The sequence below is a fragment of the Lentzea sp. NPDC020367 genome (genome assembly GCF_044387305.1).
In the GTDB taxonomy this organism is placed as follows: domain Bacteria; phylum Actinomycetota; class Actinomycetes; order Mycobacteriales; family Pseudonocardiaceae; genus Lentzea.
The window spans coordinates 492,911-513,670 of record NZ_JBIRVV010000006.1 but is presented as its reverse complement, the minus strand read 5'-3'; the positions used below and the strand labels follow the sequence as shown (position 1 = coordinate 513,670).

Genomic DNA, 20,760 nt, shown 5'->3' with positions numbered 1-20,760 from the left:
ATTCAGTTTTAGACAGGAAACTTTCCTGACTGTCGCGCAGATCACACCACCCGCGACATCCGGAGTCAACCCCCTCCGGGAACTGCGGGAAAGCGCTTACCAGATCCCGTTACCTATCCCGGTTCTCGGCGAGCGCGGCGATGAGATCCGAAACCGTGCCGTTGAGCAGCAGGTCGATCACGTGGACGCCTGTGGACTCACGCCGCTGCCACCCGAGGCGCTCAGCGAGCGCCGACAGCTTGATGATCTCCTGCGTGTCCATGGCGCGGAAGGATATGGCCGGAAGCCTGCCCGTTCGCGCAGGCCCGCCCGATGATCCACACGAACGGGGTGGGCCGGGAAGATCACACTGATGGACGTGTCCAATCCGTACGTACGGATTGGATTTCCCGCCCTCCCCCTGCGACCATCTACCGGTGCCCAGGGTCAGTCAGGACCACCTCGACGCCCGCCGCCGTCAGATCCTCGACGGCGCGCGTTCCTGTTTCGCGCGACACGGCTACGAAGGTGCCACCGTACGCCGTCTGGAAGAGGCAACGGGACTCTCTCGCGGCGCGATCTTCCACCACTTCCGCGACAAGGAGTCGCTCTTCCTCGCACTCGCCGAGGACGACGCGCTCCGCATGGCCGACGTGGTGGCCGAACAGGGCCTCGTCCAGGTCATGCGCGACCTGCTCGACGAACCGGAGAAGCGGACCGAGGAGCACGCCGCCGACTGGCTCGGCACGCGCCTCGAGGTCTCCCGCAGGCTTCGCACGGACCCGGATTTCCGGGCGCGCTGGGCCGAGCGCAGCGAACAGCTCACCGCCGCCACCCGCCAGCGCCTGATCCGTCAGCGCGAAGCCGGCAACCTGCGCGACGACGTCGACGTGACGGTGCTGACCAGCTTCCTGGAACTCGTCCTCGAAGGCCTCGTCTCGCACCTCGCGATGGGCCTGCCCGCGGACGACATGGAACCCGTGCTCGATCTAGTAGAAGAAACCGTGCGGCGACACCGCCGCAACTCTTGAGAGTTCTTCGCGTACCACTCAATGTGGACGTATGCCGTCCACGCTGAAGACAGCCACTCAGTTCTTCGCGCTGCGCACGCTCGTCCGCGGCTACGCGCTGCTCGGTGACCCGTACGCGGGCGTCATGGCCTCACCGCCGGACCGCGACCCGTACCCGATGTACGAGAAGGTGCGCGCCAAGGGCGACATGGTGCGCAGCCGCATGGGCGCGTACGTCACGCCGAGCCGCGAGATCTGCGACTCCGTGCTGCGGGACAACAGGTTCATCACCGCGACCTTCGACGAGGCGTCGATGGTGCCGATCACGCTCGTCAAGGACGGCGAGAAGATCGTGAACCCGGTGCAGGACTCGTTCCTGATGATGAACCCGCCGACGCACACCCGGCTGCGCAAGCTCGTCCAGCCGTTCTTCACGCCCCGAGCGCTCAAGGACCGCACCGAGTCCATCCAGAAGATCGTCACCCAGTACCTCGACCGCCTCGACGACCGCTTCGACGTGGTCTCCGAGTTCGCCTCCCAGGTGCCGATCCAGGTCATCGCGGACCTGCTGGGCGTGCCCGACGACCACAAGGACGTCTTCGCGCGCTGGGGAAGCTCGCTGGCGGAGACGCTCGACGGCGTGTGGTCGCACAAGCAGCTCAAGAGCCTGCACGCCACGATCATCGAGTACAACGACTTCATCGACGGCCTGATGGACGAGCGCCGCCGCAACCCGAAGGACGACATCGTCAGCCACCTCGTCACCCAGCACGAGGACCTGAGCCGCGAGGATCTCGTTGCCACCACGGGGTTGCTGCTCTTCGCCGGGTTCGAGACGACGGTGAACCTGATCAGCAACGGCGTGCTGAAGGCGTTCGAGAACCCGCACACGATCGCGCCGCTGGCCCAGAGCCCGGAGTACGCCGAGGGGTTCGTGGAGGAGGTCCTGCGCCTCGATCCGCCCGTGCAGTACACGATCCGCTGGCCGAAGGAACGCCTGGAACTGGCCGGGGTGTCGCTGCCGAAGGGCATGCCGGTGATGCTGATGCTGGCCGCGGCGAACCGCGACCCGCGCGTGTTCGAGGACCCGCTGAAGTTCGACCCGACGCGGTCCAACGCGCGCGAGCACCTCGCGTTCAGCGCGGGCATCCACTACTGCATCGGCGCGGGACTGAGCCGCATCGAGGGCTCGCTGGCGTTGCACGAGCTCTTCAAGCGCTTCCCGAACCTCGGCGCGGACGGCCCGGTGACGCGCCGGCGGTCGAAGCTCATCCGCGGCGCGTTGCGACTTCCGGTGCGTGCCAACGAATCCAGTCGGTCACTGACGGTGAACTAGCGCTGACCTGGGGCGAGATTTGTTGCGGGGAGTGCTCGACTTCACCCGGCTGGAGCAATGTTCGTGCCCCAATGACACATGTGCGTAGTGCATCCTTGTAGACGAGAGGGAGACCCGCCGCACCGCCGCCGCGACGGGCCTCCCTTTCGCCTTTTTCCGGACTTACTCGACGCCCGCCATGAGCTTGCGGATCGCCGGGGCCGCCACCGCGAGCGCGACACCGAGGACCACGGCCGCGCCGCCCAGCGTGAAGAAGTACGCCGAGGGGCTCGTCGTGTAGAACTTCACGAGCTGCGCGGCCACACCGGTTCCGGCGGAGACCGCGAGGAACCACAGGCTCATCGTCTGCGACGCGAACGCCTTGGGCGCCAGCTTCGTCGTGACCGACAGGCCGACCGGCGACAGCATGAGCTCACCGCAGGTCATGATCAGGAACATCAGCACGAGCCAGAGCGGCGTCACCTTGCCGTCGGCCGCCGAGTTGCTGGCGAAGTACATGAGCACGAACGACAGGCCCACGAGCACCAGCGCGCCGGCGAACTTGCGCGGGGTCGAGGGCGCGCGGTCCTTGAGCTTCAGCCACAGCCACGCGAACACCGGCGCCAGCGCGATGATCATGATCGGGTTGATCGACTGGAACCAGGCGACCGGGAACTCCCAGCCGAACACGTGGTTGTCGACGTGCGAGTCGGCGAACTCCGCGATCACCGAGGCGCTCTGCTCGAAGATCAGCCAGAACATCGCCGCCGCGACGAACAGCGGGATGTACGCGAGGACGCGCGGCTTCTCCTCCGGCAGCGTCTTCTTGCTGCGGTACATCACGGTGAAGTACGTGATCGGCAGGACGATCGACATGATGCTGATCATCAGGATGACGCCCTCGACGTCGCCCAGCACGTACGACAGCACGCCCAGCGCGCCGATCACGACCGCGATGAGGCCGATGAGGCCGTAGACGCGGCCCTTCTCCTTCGGGTGCAACGGGTTCGGCGCCACGGCGGCCGAGCCGCGCAGGTTCTTGCGGCCGAGCCGGTACTGGATCAGACCGGCCGCCATGCCGACCGCGGCGACGGCGAACCCGGCGTGGAAGCCGACGCCGTCCGCGAGCGCGCCGGTGATCAACGGCGAGACGAAGCCACCGATGTTGATCGCCATGTAGAAGACCGTGAAGCCGGCGTCGCGACGTGTGTCGTCTTTGGCGTAGAGGCCGCCGACGACGGTCGAGATGTTCGGCTTGAGCAGGCCGGTGCCGAAGACGATGAAGATCAGGCCGAGGTACACGCCCGTGATCCCGATCGGCAGCGCCAGTGCGATGTGACCGCACATGATCAGCACGCCGCCGTAGAACGTCGAGCGCTGGCCACCCCAGACGCGGTCGGCGAGCCAGCCGCCCGCGACACCGGACATGTAGACCGCGGTGCCGTAGATGGCCACGACCGACAGGGCGAGTGCCTTGTCGACGCCGAGGCCTCCGTCGGACACGGCTGTCCACAGGTAGAGGCCGAGGATGGCCTTCATCCCGTAGAACGAGAACCGTTCCCAGAGTTCGGTGAAGAACAGCGTGGACAGGCCTCGGGGGTGCCCGAAGAATCCCTTGTCCTGCGCGGAGATGCTGGCGCTAGGAGCGCTCACAGTCATCGTCCTCTCGTGTCAACGATGTCACGGCGGATCTGGTCGAGATTACGCCGAACGCTCGTACTGTTAGAAATCGGGGTTGCGTCCGAGTGGCCCAACTCTCACGCCAGGATGCGCGGCTGGGCAGGATTTGATGCACTGCTGGGATGGATTTGATCCAGGCGCACGGCGTGGCGATGACGGAGTTCGACCGACGGGTCCGGGAGATCGCTCCTGACCAGTGGTCGCTCGGCACCCCCTGCCGGGAGTGGTCGGTCAGAGACCTCGTCGGCCACCTGGTCTACGAGCAGCTCTGGGCCCCGGAACTGCTCGCCGGCTGCACGGCGGAACAGGTCGGCGACCGGTTCGACCACGACAACCTGGGCGACGACCCGCTCGTGTCCTGGGTCGTGGCGGCCGCGGCGGCGCGCGAGGCGTGGCTGGGCAAGTACGCGCTGGCGAAACCCGTGCACGTGTCGTCGGGGACGCTGGACGCCGAGGAGTACTGCTGGCAGATGACCACGGATCTCGCGGTCCACGCCTGGGATCTGGCGCGCTCGATCGGCGCGGACGAACGAATTGACCCCGATCTCGCGTCGGCGGTGTTGAAGTACGTCGAACGCAACATCGAGGAGTGGGGTGGTTCGTCGATGTTCGATTCGCCCGTTCCGGTTGCGCCGGACGCCGACGACCAAACACGACTGATTGGACTTCTGGGACGTAAGCCTTAGGCCCTTGACGGGTATCACGTGAATTGCGCACAGTAAGCCTGCCGCCGCTTTCAGTCAGGAAAGTTCCCTGTCGAAAGAGGCAACAATGCGCAAGCTCGCCCCAGGGCTTTTCGCCGTGTCCGCTCTCGCCGCATCCCTGCTCGCATCCCCCGCCGCCCAGGCCGCCGGCCCGAGCGCGTCGCAACTGCTGGCCAAGCTCACGTCGTGCTCGCAGATCTCCAGCGGCAAGTACCGGTCGGATTCCGAGACGTCCGCGAACATCCCGGTCTGCGGCAAGAACGGCGCCGTTTGGTACAAGGCCGACCTGGACGTCGACTGCGACGGCCAGCGCACCGCGAAGTGCAGCGAGAGCACCGACCCGTGGTTCCAGCCCGACACCGCGTTCCACGACTCGAAGGGAAAGCCGCTGGTCGCGGACAAGCTCCCGTACGTGGTCGTGCCCTCGCCCAGCGGGACCTGGGACTACCGCAAGTTCGGCATCCAGGGCGGTGGCGTCGTCGCCGTCATCTACAACGGCAAGGTCGACTACGCGGTGGTCGGCGACACGGGCCCGACCGCGATCATCGGGGAGGCCTCGTACGCGTCCGCGGTGAACCTGGGCATCAACCCGAACCCGGAGAACGGCGGCACCGACGGCCCGGTGCACTACATCTACTTCAAGAACTCGAAGGTCTCCCCGATCGAGGACCACGCAAAGGCCACCTCACTCGGTGAGTCACTCGCCCAGCAGTTCCTGAGCCAGAACTAGAATTCCCGGTTCTTCTTCCGAAACGCCCCGCGCCGCATCCCCCTGTGCCTCCTGCGGGGCGGGGCGTTCCTCCCCCGGCCGCGATCCCCGGATCCCCCCGGACCGTTGAACGCACCGCATTTCTACAGGTAGATCGTTGTCCGGTGTCGGAGCGCTTTCAGCGGACAACGACCTCCGGACAACGTTTTGGTCTCTGCTCCAAAGTGACGCACCGGATGCCCACGGCGTCCAGGTGCTCGCTGACCCTCACGAACCCGGCGCTCTCGTAGAACCTGATGTTCCCGTCGCTCTCGGCGCCGGTGAACAGCCAGACGACCTCGACCCCGTCCGGAGCGTGCTCGCCGATCGCCTGCAGGAGCTTCCGCCCGGCCCCGGTCCCCTGGACGTCGGGCGCGACGGACAGCCGGGCGACCTCCATCCGGTCACCGTCGACGCGGCTGCGCACCGACCCGACGAGCCTGGAGCCGCTGAACGCGCCGAGCGCGGGCGTGCCGTCCTCGAGGTGCTCGCGGATCTGGTCGAGGGTCTCGACGAGCGGCGGCAGGTCCCACGCGCCGTACCGCCTGGCTTCCTGGAGGTACGCGGCACGCTGGATCGTCATCACCTCACCGGCGTGCTCCGGCCTGAGCGGTCCGATGTGGACGTTCACGGACCGGTGACCCCCGGCGTCCAGCTCTCCGGCAGACCGCTCTCGGTGAGGATGATCTGGTGGTCGTGGAACCCTTGCGGCGCATCGGGCTGCCAAGGCCACTGCCCCTGCGGCGTCGGCACGATGATCTGCACGGCCGCGAACTCCGACCCGTCGTAGAGCAGGTACGCGCTCCCGAAGAACTCCGGGTAGAAACCCTTGTACACCCGCTCGAACGTGATCGGGACGCCCTCGAAGAAGTCGTCGTAGAGCTTGCCCGGCTGGAACCGCTCGCCGTCGCTGGCCCGCTTCACGTACATGTTGACCAGGTTCTCGCCCATGCCCTGCGGCAGCCCGATCACCACGGCCTCTGCCACCCCGAACCGGCGCCAGGCCCCCACCGAGAACACGTAACCCGGGCCCTCGGAGTCCGGGTTCACGACGATGTTGGTGTGGCCGAACCGGTCGGCCGCGGAGAGCAGGCGAGCCCGCAGCTCGATGTCTTCGTCGGAAAGCACGGCACCCAGCCTACGGCACCCCTCCGGCGCCTTATGCCTGCTTGGAGCTGTTCCAACGCTCCCACCTTCAGGCAGATTTGACGCGAAACGATAGAGCTTTCGCGGCCCCTGCCCCTACCGTCCGTCCATGCCCAAGAGATCGTCCAGCGTGGTGGGCCGCGAGTTCGGCAACGGCGTCCGAGCCGCCATCGAGAGCACCGGACTCACCCAGCGTCAGCTCGCCGAGGTGCTCGGCTGGCAAGAGGCCAAACTGTCCGACATGCTCGCCGGCAAGGGCGGCGTGAACGAGTTGGAAGTCGCCACGCTGCTCGCCTACTGCCGCACACCGCTTGAGGACCGCGAACGTCTGCTCGACCTGTTCCGCGAGTCCGGCAGCTTCTTCGTGCAAATTCCCGAGGACGGTCTACCCGACCAGGCCCGCACTCTGATCAACCAGGAGAAGGAAGCCAACGAGATCATCGACTGGTCAATGATCGTGGTGCCCGGCCTGCTCCAGATTCGGGAGTACATCGAGGCTGTCACCGCCAAAGCGCGAACGGTCCCGCCGGAGAACATCCCAGCGACGGTCGAGGCGAGGGTCGCCAGAGCGGAGATTCTCGAATACAGCCGGACTTTCACCTTCTACCTGCACGAACAGGCGTTGTGGCTTCCGGTCGGCGGCGAGGAGGTGTGGCGGGAGCAGCTCGCCCACCTGCTGCGGATGTCGGTGCGGAACTACGTCACCATCCGGATCATCCCGAGGTCTGTCGGCATGCACGCGGGAGCGGCGGGCGACTTCCGGCTGATGAAGTTCCCGAAGTACCCGCCGGTGGTCTACATCGAGAGCGTCAAGTGCGGCCTCTTCTTCGATGACAAGGGCACCGTCGAGGTCTACGAGAACATCCTGAAGGACCTCGCTGCCGTCGCCCTGGATGAGGAAGAATCGAGGGCGGTGATCAACAGCATCTTGGAGGGCCTCCAATGACCGTGTGGCGCAAGAGCACCTACACCGGCGATGGCAACAACTGCGTCGAGGTCGGCCGTGGCGTCGGTATCCGTGACAGCAAGGCGCCGACCACGCACCTCCCCTTCTCGGCAGCTGCGTGGTCGGCGTTCTTGAACGACGTGAAGGCTCGTCAGTCGCAGTGATGCGTGGCGGCCAGGTCGACCTGGCCGATCGCGTCCGGTGCGAACGACACGGCGTCACGGCCGTTGAACCTCGGCCACCCCGGATCGCCGTGCGTGGCGAAGGCGGCCCAGTGGTCGATCATGCGCTCGGACAACCTCTGCTGCTCGGGCGTGAACTTCGGGGCACGTCCGCCGAGGTCGAAGAAGTCCCACAGGTCCGACGCGTGCTGGGCGCCCAACGGCATCGTCGGCGGCAGCGGTGAGAGCTTCGGCGGGGTGGGGTCGGCGAACTCGTAGGCGTACACGCGTGTCTTGGCCGACAGCCCGCGGTCGGTCTTGAGCTGGGTGCAGGACCACATCTTGTCCGTCACGAGCGCGGCCCACGCGAGTGCCGCCGACCCGTACTTCTCGGGCGAGTACACGGCCCTGACCGCTGCCGCCTGGTCGCCGAAGGTCTCGGCGAGCACCGTCTCGAAGGTGTCGGGGCGCATCGCGGCGGTCCCGTTGTCTTCGTAGGCAGCAATCCACGGCCGTGCCTCGTCACGTGTCGTGCCGCTCAGCACCGGCACGCGGTGGAATCGCCCGTCCCGCACGGCATCGCCCGGATAGCTGGGCAGCGCGGCCGTCCCGTACGCGGGCTGGATGAAGTCGCGCAGGTGCGGCTTCAGCTTCTCGATCTCCTTGCCGCGCAAGCACTCCACGTCCGCGCACTCCAACGCGCGCGCCACGTCGGCCCCGTGCGCCGCGACGACGTCCAACGGCTGGAAGATCGTCGCCGCCTGCTCGCCGCGGTACTCGAAGTTGTCGAGCCACCCGGTCGCACAGGACCCGCTCTGCATGACCGCTTTGTCGAACAACCCGGCCGCTCCCGGCGACGTGAGCTGCGCGCACACGCTCATCGCGCCGGCCGACTGCCCGGCGAGCGTCACGTTGCGCGGATCCCCGCCGAACGCGCCGATGTTGGCCCGCACCCACTTCAAAGCGGCCTGCTGGTCCCGCAAGCCGAACGTCCCGGACCCCGCCAGCCCCGGCATGCCCAGGAACCCGAAGATCCCGAGCCGGTAGTTGACCGTCACCACGACGACGTCACCGCGCTCCGCGAACCGCCGCGCGTCGTAGTTGGACCCGGCCCCCATGAAGTACCCGCCGCCGTGCAGCCACACGATCACGGGCTTGTGCCTGCCCGCGGGCGCCGTGACGTTGAGGTAGAGGCAGTCTTCGCTGTCGCTGCCCTGGGGCAACTCGCCCGGCAACTGAGCGCACGCCGGTCCCGGCTCGACCGCGTCCCGCACGCCGTTCCACTTCGCGGGCGGCCGCGGGTCGCGCCACCTCAGGTCCTTCTCCGGCGGCGCGGCGTACGGAATCCCCTCGAACACCCTCGTGCCACCGCTGGCTTCCCCTTTGACCGCCCCGTACCCGGTCCGCACGACCAGGTCGTCCGCCGACGCCACCGCCGTGCTCGCCAGCAGTCCGGCCGCAACGAGCGGCACCATCCAACGCAATCGCATGACATCTCCCCAGTTCGGTGTCAGGGGACAGTCCACCGCCGCGGGAGTACCGCTCACGACCCGCAAAGGTCTAACGCCACGTCCACCGTTCGTCGGACCTGCACCTCACCGGACGTCTCGTCCGACGTATGGCCGGGACCCATGAAAATGGTCATCGACCAGCCCTGATCCGATCACGCAATTCACTCGCCGCAACACGGCAAGACGTCGACCAACGAATCTTCACCCTCTCGGACTGCCTTTCTGCGCGAATGGATGACTTCCTCGAGGAACTTGTCCACGAATTGTCAATGAACGCCTCCCAGTTTTTGGCCAGTTCGGCGCAAACGTGCGACAAGTGAGTGGCCCGGGTTGTCCGGGGTCGTCACCGCCAGATAAACTTTTGGACCCTAACCTTGCACTGCGACGTCGGAGGGGAGCACCGTGGAGCTCAGGCAGATCGGCGGGTCCGGATGCGGGAACGGCCCATGTCCCGCTGTGTACGAGACCGAGAACGGGACGATCGTCGTACAGGGGTTCAACGTGGATGGCGACAAGGCCGGGCTGAACCTGCCGCCAGGAGAAGGCGCGGTCGAAATACCGCGCTACATCCTCGAGCGCGCGTTCAACCAGTAGCCGGACCGAGGAGCCGTCGCCATCATTCTGAACATGGACCAGTTCGGCAGACTCTTCGTCGAGTTCAAGAAGTCCGCGACCCGAATAGAGACCCTTCCGGCCTACTCGGTCGAAGAAGAGCGAGCGCAGTTCGAACACTATCTCGCGGGAAAGCCGCTGCCCGAGAATCGAAACGCGGAATGGGCGGACAACATCAGGGCGTGCGTGGCCGATGGCAGGTACATGGGCAGGGTGCACATCATCGACCACGTGCTTACCCCGTACCTCCAGTTCGAGATCGACTGGTACTACGCGATCAACGGCGCCGCGGGAGAGGACATCCGGTTCATCTACCGGAATGACGTACCGGACGTCACCTACACGGACACCTGGCTGTTCGACGACACCGTGGTCGTCGATCTCAGCTACAACAAAGAGGGAGAGCTGCTCTACATAAACCAGAACGACGCGCCAGAGCGCCTCGCCCAGGCGAGAACGGCGTGGCGGGAGTTCCACGCCAGGTCATTCCCGCTGTCCGAGCTTCTCGCCGAGATCCGGAGCAGCAGACTCGTCATACCCCGCGCCACCGGCCGCGCTCGGACAGTAGCCCGCCGAAAGCGAGTACAACCGTGGACAAGGCATCGGTTCGCACCGAATTCCTGATCAACGACCAGTCCGCGGGCTACCCGGTCCGCGTTGTCACGGCCCAGGTCGAGCCGGGCGAGATCGCGTGCCTGGTGCGGGACGGCCACCTGGTGCGCAGAGGGCTGATTCCACCGGCGACGGCGGCGACCCTTCGTGACCGCGTGCACGAGATCGCCGCGTCCGAGGAGGGAAAGCCGGGTGCGGAATGGGTCGCCCACGACAGCATCTACCTGCGCAGGCTGCTCGACAAGCACGTGGATTTCCACCGGTTGCTCCGCCTGGAACCGGTTCTCTCGATCGCCCGCACACTTCTCGGACCTCAGGTGTGGATCGACCTCGAGGCTCGGATGCACTACCCGGGAACGGCGGGCATCGCCGTCCCGTGGCACAACCACCTGCCGGTCATCCCCGATCCGCTGCCCGTCTTCTTCTGTTATCCGCACCAGCTGCACTGCCTGATCTACCTGGATCGGGTGTCGGTGGACGAAGGCGCCCTGACGTTGCTGCCGGGCTCCCACCTGCGGCCGGACCTGCGGATCCCGCAGGGCGATCGGGGTGACCGCGCCGGCCAGGTCGAGCTGTTCTTCGAGCCCGGCGACGCGGTGATCATCCACGGGGGCCTCTGGCACCGGACGGCGGCGTCGACCGCGCGGGCACGGCACCGAACCCTGGTGCTGCTCGGGTACGTCCCGTCGTGGATCAGGAACGAGGCCGGCGAGCACGGCGTGCCCGTCGAAGAGCCGCTCACCGCGGCGCTCGCGCGCACGGACGACGCGGAACTCAGAGAGCTTCTCGGCGAGTTCCGCTGGTGAGCCCGATGCCGAACCCCGCGAACCGATGCCGGCTCCGGCCGCTGCCGGCACATCTACCCTCTGCTCCGTGGTGATCAAGATGCCTGACGATTCCGACGGCGAACTCGAAGGTGCCGGCAACCGCTCGCTGGTGAACAGCAACACCGGCGAAATCGTGCAGGTGCGCGATGTCGAGGGTGGAATTCACTTCCACTACGGAAGTGGTGGCCGCGGCCACCGCCCTCTTCAGCCGCCGCGAGGCGTCCGGGGATTCGTGAACCGGATTTCCGAGCTCACCGCTCTCGACGAACTCCTGGCCGACGACGAGAACCTCGTGGTGTACGTGATTTCCGGGACCGCGGGCGTGGGAAAGACCTCGCTCGCGCTGCACTGGGCACATCGCGCACGGGCCGAGTTCCCGGACGGACAGCTCTACATCGATCTCCGGGGCTACGACCCCGGCCTGCCCGTATCACCCGACCAGGCCCTGGAGCGGTTCCTGATCGCGCTCGGAGTTCCAGCGGCGGCGGTGCCTGATGACGTCGAGGCGAAATCAAGTCTCTACAGGTCCGCGCTCGCCGACCGGCGCATGCTGATAATCCTCGACAACGCGGCGAACAACGCGCAGGTCCGCCCTCTCGTGCCGGGTTCGGGTCAGAGTCTCGCCATCGTCACGAGCCGCAGCCATCTGCAGGGTCTCGCGATCCGGCACGGCGCACGCCGCAGAACGCTCGACACCCTCACCGAGGCCGAAGCCGTTCAGCTGCTGACCACGACGATTCGGGAGTACCGCAGCGGAGACGATCCCGCAGAAATCGCCGAACTGGCCGGCCTGTGCGCGTATCTGCCCCTGGCCCTGCGGATCGCGGCGGAACGAGCGGCAAGTCGTCCGTCGATGCCGTTGAGCAGGCTCATCGCGGATCTGCGCGACGAGTCGGAACTGTGGAACACGCTTTCCACTGGTGACATCGACGAGGCGGAGGCCGTGCACACGGTGTTCGCCTGGTCCTATCGAGCTCTGCCGGAAGAGACGGCACTGGTCTTCTGCCTGCTCGGCCTGCATCCGGGCGCAGACTTCAGCGAGAGCGCCGCCGAGGCGCTGGCCGGCGGAAACCCTCGCCAGGTGCGCACCGCGCTGGACCAGCTCACGGGCGCCTGTCTGCTGGAGCCGACGGGTTTCGCGCGCTACCGCTTCCACGACCTGTTGCGCGCCTATTCGGTGGACTGCGCCCAATCCAGGCTGTCGCAGGAGGAACAACTCGAGGCCCTCCAACGGGTCTGCGACTGGTATCTGCGCATGAGCTACGACTGCGCGCTAACTCTGGCGCACGACACGACGTTGTTGTTCGAGATGGGTGAGGGAGTTTCTCCCTTCTCCGACCACACCCAGGCGGCTCGGTGGTACGCCGAGGAGAAGTTCAACCTGGAGGCCGCCGTGCGGGCGGCGGCCGGTACCGGGCAACTCCTCACGGCCTGGCGGCTGGCCGCCGTGCTGGAACGGATCTACGCCACCTACAACCACTTCAACGACTGGCGATCGACCTCGCGGATCGGCCTGGACTGCGCGCGGGAACTGGGCCTGCGCGCGGAGGAGGCCGCGATGCACGACAGCCTCGGCAGGCTGAGCCGCATGACGATGCGCCTCGGCGAGGCCGTCACGCACCACATCGGCGCGGTGGCCACCTACCGCGAACTCGGCGATCTGGCCAACGTGGTCAAGGGGTTGAACGGGCTCGGCTGGGTGCACCTGTTCCAGCATCGGCTGCGCGACGCCCGATCCGCGTTCGCCGAGGCGTTGGACGTGGCACAGGAGCTCGACGACCAGGAGTGGCTCGCGACGGTGCTCTACAGCCTCGGGTACACCTGCGCGCAGCTCCGGGACCTGGACGAGGCCGACGCGCACCTGACGAGATCGCTGGGCATGTTCCGCGACCTCGAAAGCCGTCTGTACGAGTCGATGGCCCTCACGGCGACCAGCTACGTCTCCCGGATCCGCGGTGACGCGGGCACGTCACTGGCACTCGCGACCGAAGCGGTCTCCATCAGCCGCGAGATGACCAACCGGCTGTGGGAGGCGACGGCTCTGCTGTACCTCGGCAAAGCGCAGCGGGCGGTCGGGGAGCCCGGCCCGGCCCTGGTCTCCTATCAGGCGGCCGCGGTCATCTGCCGCCAGAACGGCGATCGCAGCCGGGAGGCGATGGCCGTGGAAGGTGCGGGGCTGGCGTACGGCGACCTCGGCCGGGAGGACGACGCCGTCGACTTCCACCGGCAGGCCGTGGCCACTCATCGGCAGCTGGGCGACCGTTGGAAGCTCGCCAAGAACCTGGTGAACCTGAGCCGTGAACTGTCCGGGGACGAAGCCCGGCACTGCGGACGAGAGGCGTTCGAGATCCTCGCCGAGTTCGACGACGCGAAATCGCTCGCCCTGCGCACCTCGCTCGCCGAAGACCTGGCCTGAACGCGAGAACGCCGGCCACGCGCATCGCGTGACCGGCGTTCGCCGAAAGTGGGACGTCGTCAGCCGACCTCGGCCATGACCTCGTCCGACACGTCGAAGTTCGCGAAGACGTTCTGCACGTCGTCGCAGTCCTCCAGCGCGTCGATGAGCTTGAAGATCTTCTTCGCGCCCTCGGCCTCCAGCTGCACCGACACCGACGGCAGGAAGCTCGACTCGGCGGACTCGTAGTCGATGCCCGCGTCCTGCAGCGCCTTGCGGACCGGGATCAGGTCGCCGGCCTCGGACACGACCTCGAAGGCCTCGCCCAGGTCGTTGACCTCCTCGGCACCGGCCTCCAGCACCGCCAGCATCACGTCGTCCTCGGACGTGTCCGCCTTCGGCACGATCACGACACCCTTGCGGCTGAACATGTACGACACCGAGCCGGGGTCGGCCATCGAACCACCGTTGCGCGTCATCGCCGTGCGGACCTCGGTAGCGGCGCGGTTGCGGTTGTCCGTGAGGCACTCGATGAGCACCGCGACTCCGTTGGGCCCGTAGCCCTCGTACATGATGGTCTGCCAGTCGGCGCCGCCGGCTTCTTCACCGCCACCGCGCTTGCGGGCGCGTTCGATGTTGTCCAGCGGCACCGAGTTCTTCCGGGCCTTCTGGATGGCGTCGAACAGCGTCGGGTTGCCGTCCGGGTCCCCACCACCGGTGCGGGCCGCCACCTCGATGTTCTTGATCAGCCGCGCGAAGAGCTTGCCGCGCTTGGCGTCGATGGCGGCCTTCTTGTGCTTGGTGGTCGCCCACTTGGAGTGGCCGCTCATTTCTCCTCCGAACCAGTCAAACCACGAACCATGTCCACGAACAGGCGATGGACGCGCTCATCCCCCGTGAGCTCCGGATGAAACGCCGTGGCCAGCACGTTGCCCTGCCTGACCGCGACGATCCTACCGGCGGCATCACCCGCTTCAGCCGTAACGGGCACCGTAGCGAGAACCTCGACCCCGTCGCCAACCGCCTCTACCCACGGCGCACGGATGAACACGGCGTGCACGCTCTCACCGGCGAGATCGAGATCGGTCTCGAACGAGTCGATCTGCCGCCCGAACGCGTTCCGGCGCACCGTGACCGCCAGGCCACCGAGCTGTTCCTGGTCCTCACGGCCGTCCAGCACCGTCTCGGCCAGCAGGATCATGCCCGCGCACGACCCGTAGGCGGGGAAACCGGCCTTGATCTTGGCCTTGAGCGGTTCGAGCAGCTCGAAGTTGACCAGGAGCTTGCTGATGGTCGTCGACTCGCCGCCGGGGATGACGATCCCGTCCAGCTCGGCCAGTTCCTCGGGCCTGCGAATGGGCCGTGCGGTGACATCGCACTTCGCGAGCGACACGAGGTGTTCCTGGACATCGCCCTGAAGAGCGAGCACGCCGATGACGGGAGGGGCAGCGACAACCATGTTCACCAGCATATTCGAGGTCAGAACGACCGCGAGCCGCCCCCTTCGTGAGGGGGCGGCTCGCGGCCTGAACGGGCTACGTCAGTCGATGGTGACGAGATCCCGCTGCTCCACCGGCTGACGCGACTTCACGAAGCGCCAGCCGAGGAACAAGATCAGAGCGACCACGGGGATCGACCAGAACGCGATCTTCTCCGCGGTCCCGGCGAAGGCCATCTGCCCGATCACCAGCGCGAGGAACGCGAGCGTCCCGTACGAGGTGTAGGGCGCGCCGGGCATTCGGTAGGACGGCCGCTGGATCTCGCCCGCCAACGCCTTCTTCCGCAACCGGAGCTGGCAGATGATCAGGGTGGCCCAGGTGGACACGACACCCAGCGAGGCCACCGCGATCGCGATGTCGAACGCCTCCTTGGGCACGATGTAGTTGAGAACGACACCGAACAGGTAGGCGACACCGGTGAACAGGATGCCGCCGTACGGCACGTGCCGGGAGTTCATCTTGCCGGTGATGGCCGGAGCCTCACCCTTCTGCGCCAGCGAACGCAGAATCCGGCCGGTCGAGTAGAGGCCGGAGTTGCACGACGACAACGCGGCCGTCAGCACCACCGCGTTCATGATGTCGCCGACCGCCGGGATGCCCAGCGCCGAGAACACGGTCACGAACGGCGACTCGGTGCCGGTGAAGTGGTCCCACGGCAACAACATCGTCAGCAGCAGCACGGAACCGACGTAGAAGATCGCGATGCGGTAGACGACGCCGTTGATGGCGCGCGGCATGATCTTCTCGGGGTCCTTGGTCTCGCCCGCGGCGATGCCGACCAGTTCGATGGCCGAGTACGCGAACACGACCGCCTGCAACGTCATCAGGGCGATGCCGAAGCCTGCCGGGAACAGGCCGCCGTGGCCCAGGGTGTTCGAGACCGACGCCGTGGTGCCGCCGATGTCCGCGTTGCCGATGACCAGGCCCACGCCGACCACCAGGAACACGACAATGGCGGTCACCTTGATGACGGAGAACCAGAACTCCAGCTCGCCGAACAGCTTGACGGACAACATGTTGATGGCGATCAGCACGACCAGGGCCACCAGCGCGGTGATCCACTGCGGCATGTCGGGGAACCACTTGTGCATGTAGATCGCGACGGCGGTGATCTCGGCGATGCCGGTCATCGCCCAGTTCAGCCAGTACAGCCAGCCCGACGTGAAGCCGGCCCACGGGCCGATGAACTCGCGGGCGTACTCGACGAAGCTGCCGGACACGGGGCGATGGAGGACGAGTTCGCCCAGCGCGCGCATGACGAAGAACGCCGCGAGGCCGCACACCGCGTACGCGAGGATCAGCGACGGCCCCGCTGTGGCGAGGCGCCCGCCCGCACCCAGGAAAAGGCCGACGCCGATAGCGCCACCGATTGCGATCATCTGCACCTGACGCTTGCTCAGCGCCTTGGTGTAGCCGTCCGCATCAGTTTCCACAGAACTCACGAGGAGGTTCCTTCCGAAACGGAAAAATGCTCGCGTCGGAACCTCCCGCGCCCCGACGCGCTGATTCGGGGAACCCTAGCGAGTGGCGGTCATCACCAAGTAATCACCTGGGGAAGACTTAACGTAAGCGACATCACACAGCGCCACGTTCAGGTCATCCCAAATGTCGTCGACGTGCTCAAGCCCGACGGAAATGCGCAGCAAATTGTCCGGAACGCCAGAAGCCCGCAGTTCTTCTCCGGGTACCAGGCGATGGGTCAAAGCCGAGGGATGCTCGATAAGCGTGTCCACCGAACCCAGCGACACGGCCGGCGTGATGAGTTTCAACCGCCGCACGACCTCAACCGGATCGCCGTGCACGCCGAACGCGATCATGGCGCCGGTTCCGCGCATCTGCCGTGACGCGGACGGGTAGCGCACGAACTCCACGGCGTCGTGCGAGGCCAGTCGCGAGGCCAGCACCGCGGCCGAACGGGACGCCGCCTCGACGCGCAACGGCAGCGTGGCCAGCCCGCGGTGCAGCAGGTAGCCGCCCAGCGGGTGCAGCACCGCGCCCGTGATGATCCTGACCTGCCGCAACGCCGCCGCCAGCGACTCCGAGCAGGCCACGACGCCGCCGAGCACGTCGCCGTGCCCGCCCAGGTACTTGGTGCCGGAGTGCAGCACGTACGAGGCCCCGTGCAGGTACGGGTTCTGCAGGATCGGGGTCGCGAAGGTGTTGTCGACCATCACCGGCACGCCGCCGGACTGGCGCACGACGTGCTCGATGTCGACGAGGTCCAGGTTGGGGTTGGCCGGGGTCTCGACCACGATCAGCCCGGTGTCCGGCCGGATCGCGGAGGACACCAGGCCCGCTTCGACGTACGTGGTCGTGACGCCCAGGAGACCGGACGACAGCAGGTGGTCGGTGCCGCCGTACAACGGCCGCACGGCTACAACGTGCGGTTTTCCCGCCATCACGCATGCGGCCTGGACGACGGCGGTCACCGCTGCCATGCCGCTGCCGAACGCCACGGACGTCTCGGTGTGCTCGAGGGCCGCGAGCGCCTGTTCGAAACGGGCCACCGTCGGGTTGTGCAGCCGCGCGTAGACGGGCGAGGTGGCCCGCGCGGCGCCGGTGGCCCACTCCCCCAGCGCTTCCCCGCCGAGCGCCTGGTCAGGCACGGGGTAGGTGGTGGACAGGTCGATGGGAGGTGCGTGCACGCCGAGCTCCGCGAGGTCGTCGCGGCCGCCGTGCACTGCGATGGTCTCGATGCGCGTCATGGCCCGAATGGTGGAGACTTCATCGGCAGGGTGGATGAAAGACCGCAGGCGATTCGGCAGAACGGAGAACGGCCGTGCTGGATTCGATCGACGAGGCCATCGTGCGGGAGCTGCGGAAGGACGCGCGGCTGCAGAACAAGGACCTGGCCGAACGCGTCAACGTCGCGCAGTCCACGGCGGTGGTCCGGCACCGGGCGCTGCGGGAGCGCGGAGTGATCACCGGCTATCACGCCGAGGTGGATCCGGGCGCCGTCGGACAGCACGTCCAGGCGATGCTCGCGGTGAAGATCCGCCCGCACACCAAGGAGATCGTCGACCCGTTCATGGCTTATGTGCTGAGTCTGCCGGAAACTCTCGCGCTCTCACACGTGACCGGTCCGGAAGATTTCCTGGTGCACGTCGCGGTATCGGACGTCGGCCATCTGCAACGACTCGTGCTCGACAAGTTCACCAGCCGGCGAGAGGTGACAGAGGTTCATACAAACCTCCTTTTCTCGCACGTCAGGAAGCATTAACCGGCGAGGCGCAATGCGGGTGCGAGCTGGTCGCGGCCGTCAATGCCGAGCTTGCGATAAACCTTCGTCAGGTGGATCTCGACGGTCCTCAACTGCACGAACAGCACGGCCGCGATCTCGCGGTTCATCTTGCCCTCGGCGGCTAGAGCGGCCACCCGCCGTTCGGACTCGGTGAGGCCCGCGGGACCGGCGGCGAGTTCCTGCCGGATCTCCTCGGCCAGTTCCTCGACACCGCAGTCGTCGGCGAGGTCCACGGCCACACGCAGCTCGGCGCGGGCCGGCTTGACCCGTCCGGCCAGGTGCAGCGCGCGCCCCAGTGCGAAGTGGCTGCGCGCCCGTTCGAGCAGAGCGCCGGACGGGGCCAGCAGGTCGACCGATTCCTGAAGCAGCGCAATGCCTTCCACGCCGAGAAGCACGCCCTGCGCTCGCAACGACGCCGCCAACGGCAGCACGGCGCCGATCGAGCGTGCGAGCCGTTCCTCGGCGAGAAGGTGGTCTCCTCCGAGGGGCAGCCGCCACGACGTGCTGTCACAACGGCGCACGTGCAACCGTTCGCCGCAGTCCAGCAGGTCGCGCACGCCGTCCTTGCGCCGCTCGGCCGCGATCCGCACTCGCCCTCGTGCGGCCAGCAGAGCAGGCGCGCCGAACAGGTCCGGCACCTCTCCCGGCACGATCTCGAACACGGCCGTCGCCATCTCGAGGTCGCCCATCTCCAGCAGTGCCAGGGAAAGCTCGGTCAGCGCCGCGAACACCGGCGTCGACACCCGAGCCGCGCCGCAGCTCTCCAGCACCGCCAACGCCTCGCGGGCGTCGGACTCGGCACCCGCCAGCCGTCCCAGATCCCGCAGGCACGCCGAACGCGCCGTGAGTGCCGACGCGACGCACGGCCGGTGCTGCCAGCGCCGTGCCATGGTCAACGCACGATCCGCACGCGCGTAGGCGGCCGTCAGCTCGCCACGCATCCGCACGAACCCGATGGCCCGCAGGTAGGGCTCGAACTCCGAGGGCGTCGCCGGCAGGACGTCGGGATCGCCGATGACGTCCGGCTCTACCTGCGGCTCCTCCCCCAGCAACGCCAGCAGGCCCGGCAGCGCGGGGTGTGCGGGATCGGCCTCTCCCAGGTGGTCCACCGCCGCCGGGACGTCCACATAGGACTCGGCCTCGCCGAGTTCGGCCAGCAGCCCGGCGGACTCCGGCTCGTCCATCGCCCGCCTGAGGTACCGGACGGCGTCCACGACCCGGTTGCGCGTCCGAGCCCGTTGAGCGGCCGACACGAGCACCTCGGTCGCCCACTCCTCGCCCTGCGGCCGGGTCTCGACCAGGTGCTCGGCCACCGCCTCGGAGGACGCGCCCGTCTCGGTCAGCAGCCGGGCGGCGGCAGCGTGCAGGTCCTGGCGCTCGGTGATGGTCAGCTCTTCGCGCAAAGTGTTGCGCACCAACGGGTGCACCAGCGAGCCGTCGGCCGACAGCAAGCCCATCCGGTGCAACGCGGCGATCGTCCCGGCCAGTTCGCACGGCTCGATGCCGATCAGCTCGGCGACGCGCGGCAGCGTGACCTCGCCGCCCAGGACGGCCAGCGCGTGCAACGCGTCCGGAGCGTGCGGCGCGAGGCGACGCAGGCGGACGTTGACGGTCGGCAGCAAGGCCGGTGCGGTGAGTCCGACGACGTGGTCGGTGTACGCGCGCACGAGGTTGAGCAGCAGCAACGGGTTGCCGCCCGCCTCGGCGCGGCACAGCGCGATGAAATCGTCGTCCTGCGGCCCCAGCTCGTTCTCGACCAACGCGCGCGAGTCGGCGAACGACAGCTCGTCCAGCCGGATCTCGCTGGTCGACGCGGCGAGCAGCTCCTCCAGGGTCTGCGGCCCCGCGCACACCTCGCCCGCCCCGATCCCGGCCAGCGCGAAGATCGGCAGGTGCTCGATGCGGTGCGGCAGGGTGCTCAGCCACTGCAGCGACGGCTGGTCGGCCCACTGCGCGTCGTCCACGACGAGGGCGACGGGGCGTTCGGCGGCCATCCTCGCCAGTGCGCGGTGCAGGACGTGCAGTTCGGGCAACGTCACCGGGCCCGGTTCGGCCAGTGAGTCGGACTGCCCGAGCGCAGCGGCGATGCGTGGCTGGTGCTGGACGTCTTCCCCCGGCTGCACGCACACGAACAGGCGGCTGACCAGCCCGAACGGCAGGTCGCGCTCCAGGTAGCTGCCGCGCGCCGCCAGCACCGTGAACCCGTGCCGCGCGGCCAGCTCCCGCGCGGTCGTGAGCAGTGCCGTCTTGCCGGCCCCGAGTCCCCCGGTGGCCACCACGAGGTGCCCGTCACCGCCCGAAGCCGCGGTGAGTGCCTCCGCGAGCTGCGTCGTCTCCCGGTCCCGCCCGACCAGTCCAGGTTTCGCGCCCATGG

The 20,760-nt window shown here is 67.5% G+C and carries 21 protein-coding genes; 11 read left to right on the top strand and 10 right to left on the bottom strand.

Features of this window, described 5'->3' with window-relative positions; genetic code table 11:
• Nucleotides 1-109 precede the first annotated feature (109 nt).
• Nucleotides 110-262: a hypothetical protein gene (locus ACH413_RS27615; RefSeq protein WP_360031462.1), complete on the bottom strand. Its 153-nt coding sequence runs from the start codon at nt 260-262 to the stop codon at nt 110-112.
• A gap of 154 nt (nt 263-416) precedes the next feature.
• Here ACH413_RS27615 and ACH413_RS27610 point away from each other — a divergent pair, with 154 nt between their 5' ends.
• Nucleotides 417-1,010, top strand: coding sequence for a helix-turn-helix domain-containing protein (locus ACH413_RS27610; RefSeq protein WP_319979150.1), 594 nt, complete (start codon nt 417-419; stop codon nt 1,008-1,010).
• Nucleotides 1,011-1,041: 31 nt separating this feature from the next.
• Nucleotides 1,042-2,325 carry a cytochrome P450 gene (locus ACH413_RS27605; RefSeq protein WP_360031464.1) on the top strand — a complete coding sequence of 428 codons (1,284 nt, stop codon included), beginning with the start codon at nt 1,042-1,044 and terminating at the stop codon, nt 2,323-2,325.
• 162 nt (nt 2,326-2,487) lie between these two features.
• On the opposite strand, the gene ACH413_RS27600 is transcribed toward ACH413_RS27605, so the two are convergent.
• On the bottom strand, nt 2,488-3,963 hold the full coding sequence (locus tag ACH413_RS27600; protein ID WP_396425275.1) for a peptide MFS transporter: 1,476 nt from the start codon (nt 3,961-3,963) through the stop codon (nt 2,488-2,490).
• A 143-nt stretch (nt 3,964-4,106) separates the two neighbouring features.
• On the opposite strand from ACH413_RS27600, the gene ACH413_RS27595 reads away from it, so the two are divergent.
• Together ACH413_RS27595 and ACH413_RS27590 are read left to right on the top strand one after the other, a co-directional pair.
• Nucleotides 4,107-4,670, top strand: a complete 564-nt coding sequence (locus tag ACH413_RS27595; protein ID WP_360031468.1) for a TIGR03086 family metal-binding protein — start codon at nt 4,107-4,109, stop codon at nt 4,668-4,670.
• A gap of 85 nt (nt 4,671-4,755) precedes the next feature.
• Nucleotides 4,756-5,418: a glycoside hydrolase family 75 protein gene (locus ACH413_RS27590; protein WP_360031470.1), complete on the top strand. Its 663-nt coding sequence runs from the start codon at nt 4,756-4,758 to the stop codon at nt 5,416-5,418.
• 157 nt (nt 5,419-5,575) lie between these two features.
• Here the strand turns inward: ACH413_RS27590 and ACH413_RS27585 are convergent, their stop codons facing one another.
• Nucleotides 5,576-6,067 carry a GNAT family N-acetyltransferase gene (locus ACH413_RS27585; RefSeq protein ID WP_360031472.1) on the bottom strand — a complete coding sequence of 164 codons (492 nt, stop codon included), beginning with the start codon at nt 6,065-6,067 and terminating at the stop codon, nt 5,576-5,578.
• Entirely contained in the window at nt 6,064-6,564 is a 501-nt protein-coding gene (locus ACH413_RS27580) for a DUF4262 domain-containing protein (protein ID WP_360031474.1), read from the bottom strand. The genes ACH413_RS27585 and ACH413_RS27580 overlap by 4 nt, the downstream gene beginning before the upstream one ends.
• A 127-nt stretch (nt 6,565-6,691) precedes the next feature.
• Here ACH413_RS27580 and ACH413_RS27575 point away from each other — a divergent pair, with 127 nt between their 5' ends.
• Both ACH413_RS27575 and ACH413_RS27570 read left to right on the top strand, forming a co-directional pair.
• The gene (locus tag ACH413_RS27575) at nt 6,692-7,528 is read left to right on the top strand and encodes a helix-turn-helix transcriptional regulator (RefSeq protein ID WP_360031476.1); all 837 of its coding nucleotides are present in this window, start codon (nt 6,692-6,694) and stop codon (nt 7,526-7,528) included.
• Nucleotides 7,525-7,692 (top strand): DUF397 domain-containing protein, encoded by a 168-nt coding sequence (locus ACH413_RS27570; protein WP_360031477.1) that lies wholly within the window; start codon nt 7,525-7,527, stop codon nt 7,690-7,692. The genes ACH413_RS27575 and ACH413_RS27570 overlap by 4 nt, the downstream gene beginning before the upstream one ends.
• Here ACH413_RS27570 and ACH413_RS27565 read toward each other — a convergent pair.
• Nucleotides 7,680-9,179 (bottom strand): carboxylesterase family protein, encoded by a 1,500-nt coding sequence (locus ACH413_RS27565; RefSeq protein ID WP_360031479.1) that lies wholly within the window; start codon nt 9,177-9,179, stop codon nt 7,680-7,682. The two genes, ACH413_RS27570 and ACH413_RS27565, sit on opposite strands and share 13 nt — an antisense overlap.
• Before the next feature lie 477 nt (nt 9,180-9,656).
• Between ACH413_RS27565 and ACH413_RS27560 the strand changes: the two genes are divergently transcribed.
• From ACH413_RS27560 to ACH413_RS27545, 4 genes are all read left to right on the top strand, one after another.
• On the top strand, nt 9,657-9,794 hold the full coding sequence (locus ACH413_RS27560; protein WP_360031481.1) for a hypothetical protein: 138 nt from the start codon (nt 9,657-9,659) through the stop codon (nt 9,792-9,794).
• A 33-nt stretch (nt 9,795-9,827) separates the two neighbouring features.
• Complete coding sequence (locus ACH413_RS27555; protein WP_360031483.1) at nt 9,828-10,436, top strand: DUF6879 family protein; 609 nt, start codon at nt 9,828-9,830, stop codon at nt 10,434-10,436.
• Nucleotides 10,403-11,230: a phytanoyl-CoA dioxygenase family protein gene (locus ACH413_RS27550; protein WP_360031485.1), complete on the top strand. Its 828-nt coding sequence runs from the start codon at nt 10,403-10,405 to the stop codon at nt 11,228-11,230. Before ACH413_RS27555 ends, ACH413_RS27550 begins: the two co-directional genes overlap by 34 nt.
• A gap of 79 nt (nt 11,231-11,309) precedes the next feature.
• Entirely contained in the window at nt 11,310-13,667 is a 2,358-nt protein-coding gene (locus tag ACH413_RS27545; protein WP_360031487.1) for a tetratricopeptide repeat protein, read from the top strand.
• 59 nt (nt 13,668-13,726) lie between these two features.
• On the opposite strand, the gene ACH413_RS27540 is transcribed toward ACH413_RS27545, so the two are convergent.
• From ACH413_RS27540 to ACH413_RS27525, 4 genes are all read right to left on the bottom strand, one after another.
• Nucleotides 13,727-14,476 (bottom strand): YebC/PmpR family DNA-binding transcriptional regulator, encoded by a 750-nt coding sequence (locus tag ACH413_RS27540; protein ID WP_360031488.1) that lies wholly within the window; start codon nt 14,474-14,476, stop codon nt 13,727-13,729.
• Complete coding sequence (gene pdxT, locus ACH413_RS27535; protein ID WP_360031490.1) at nt 14,473-15,105, bottom strand: pyridoxal 5'-phosphate synthase glutaminase subunit PdxT; 633 nt, start codon at nt 15,103-15,105, stop codon at nt 14,473-14,475. Before pdxT ends, ACH413_RS27540 begins: the two co-directional genes overlap by 4 nt.
• An 81-nt stretch (nt 15,106-15,186) precedes the next feature.
• On the bottom strand, nt 15,187-16,524 hold the full coding sequence (locus ACH413_RS27530; RefSeq protein ID WP_360032509.1) for an amino acid permease: 1,338 nt from the start codon (nt 16,522-16,524) through the stop codon (nt 15,187-15,189).
• Nucleotides 16,525-16,662: 138 nt separating this feature from the next.
• Nucleotides 16,663-17,850: a PLP-dependent transferase gene (locus ACH413_RS27525; protein ID WP_360031492.1), complete on the bottom strand. Its 1,188-nt coding sequence runs from the start codon at nt 17,848-17,850 to the stop codon at nt 16,663-16,665.
• 74 nt (nt 17,851-17,924) lie between these two features.
• Between ACH413_RS27525 and ACH413_RS27520 the strand changes: the two genes are divergently transcribed.
• The gene (locus ACH413_RS27520) at nt 17,925-18,365 is read left to right on the top strand and encodes an Lrp/AsnC family transcriptional regulator (protein ID WP_360031494.1); all 441 of its coding nucleotides are present in this window, start codon (nt 17,925-17,927) and stop codon (nt 18,363-18,365) included.
• Here the strand turns inward: ACH413_RS27520 and ACH413_RS27515 are convergent.
• Nucleotides 18,362-20,758: a BREX system ATP-binding domain-containing protein gene (locus tag ACH413_RS27515; protein WP_360031496.1), complete on the bottom strand. Its 2,397-nt coding sequence runs from the start codon at nt 20,756-20,758 to the stop codon at nt 18,362-18,364. The genes ACH413_RS27520 and ACH413_RS27515 overlap by 4 nt on opposite strands.
• Nucleotides 20,759-20,760 lie beyond the last annotated feature (2 nt).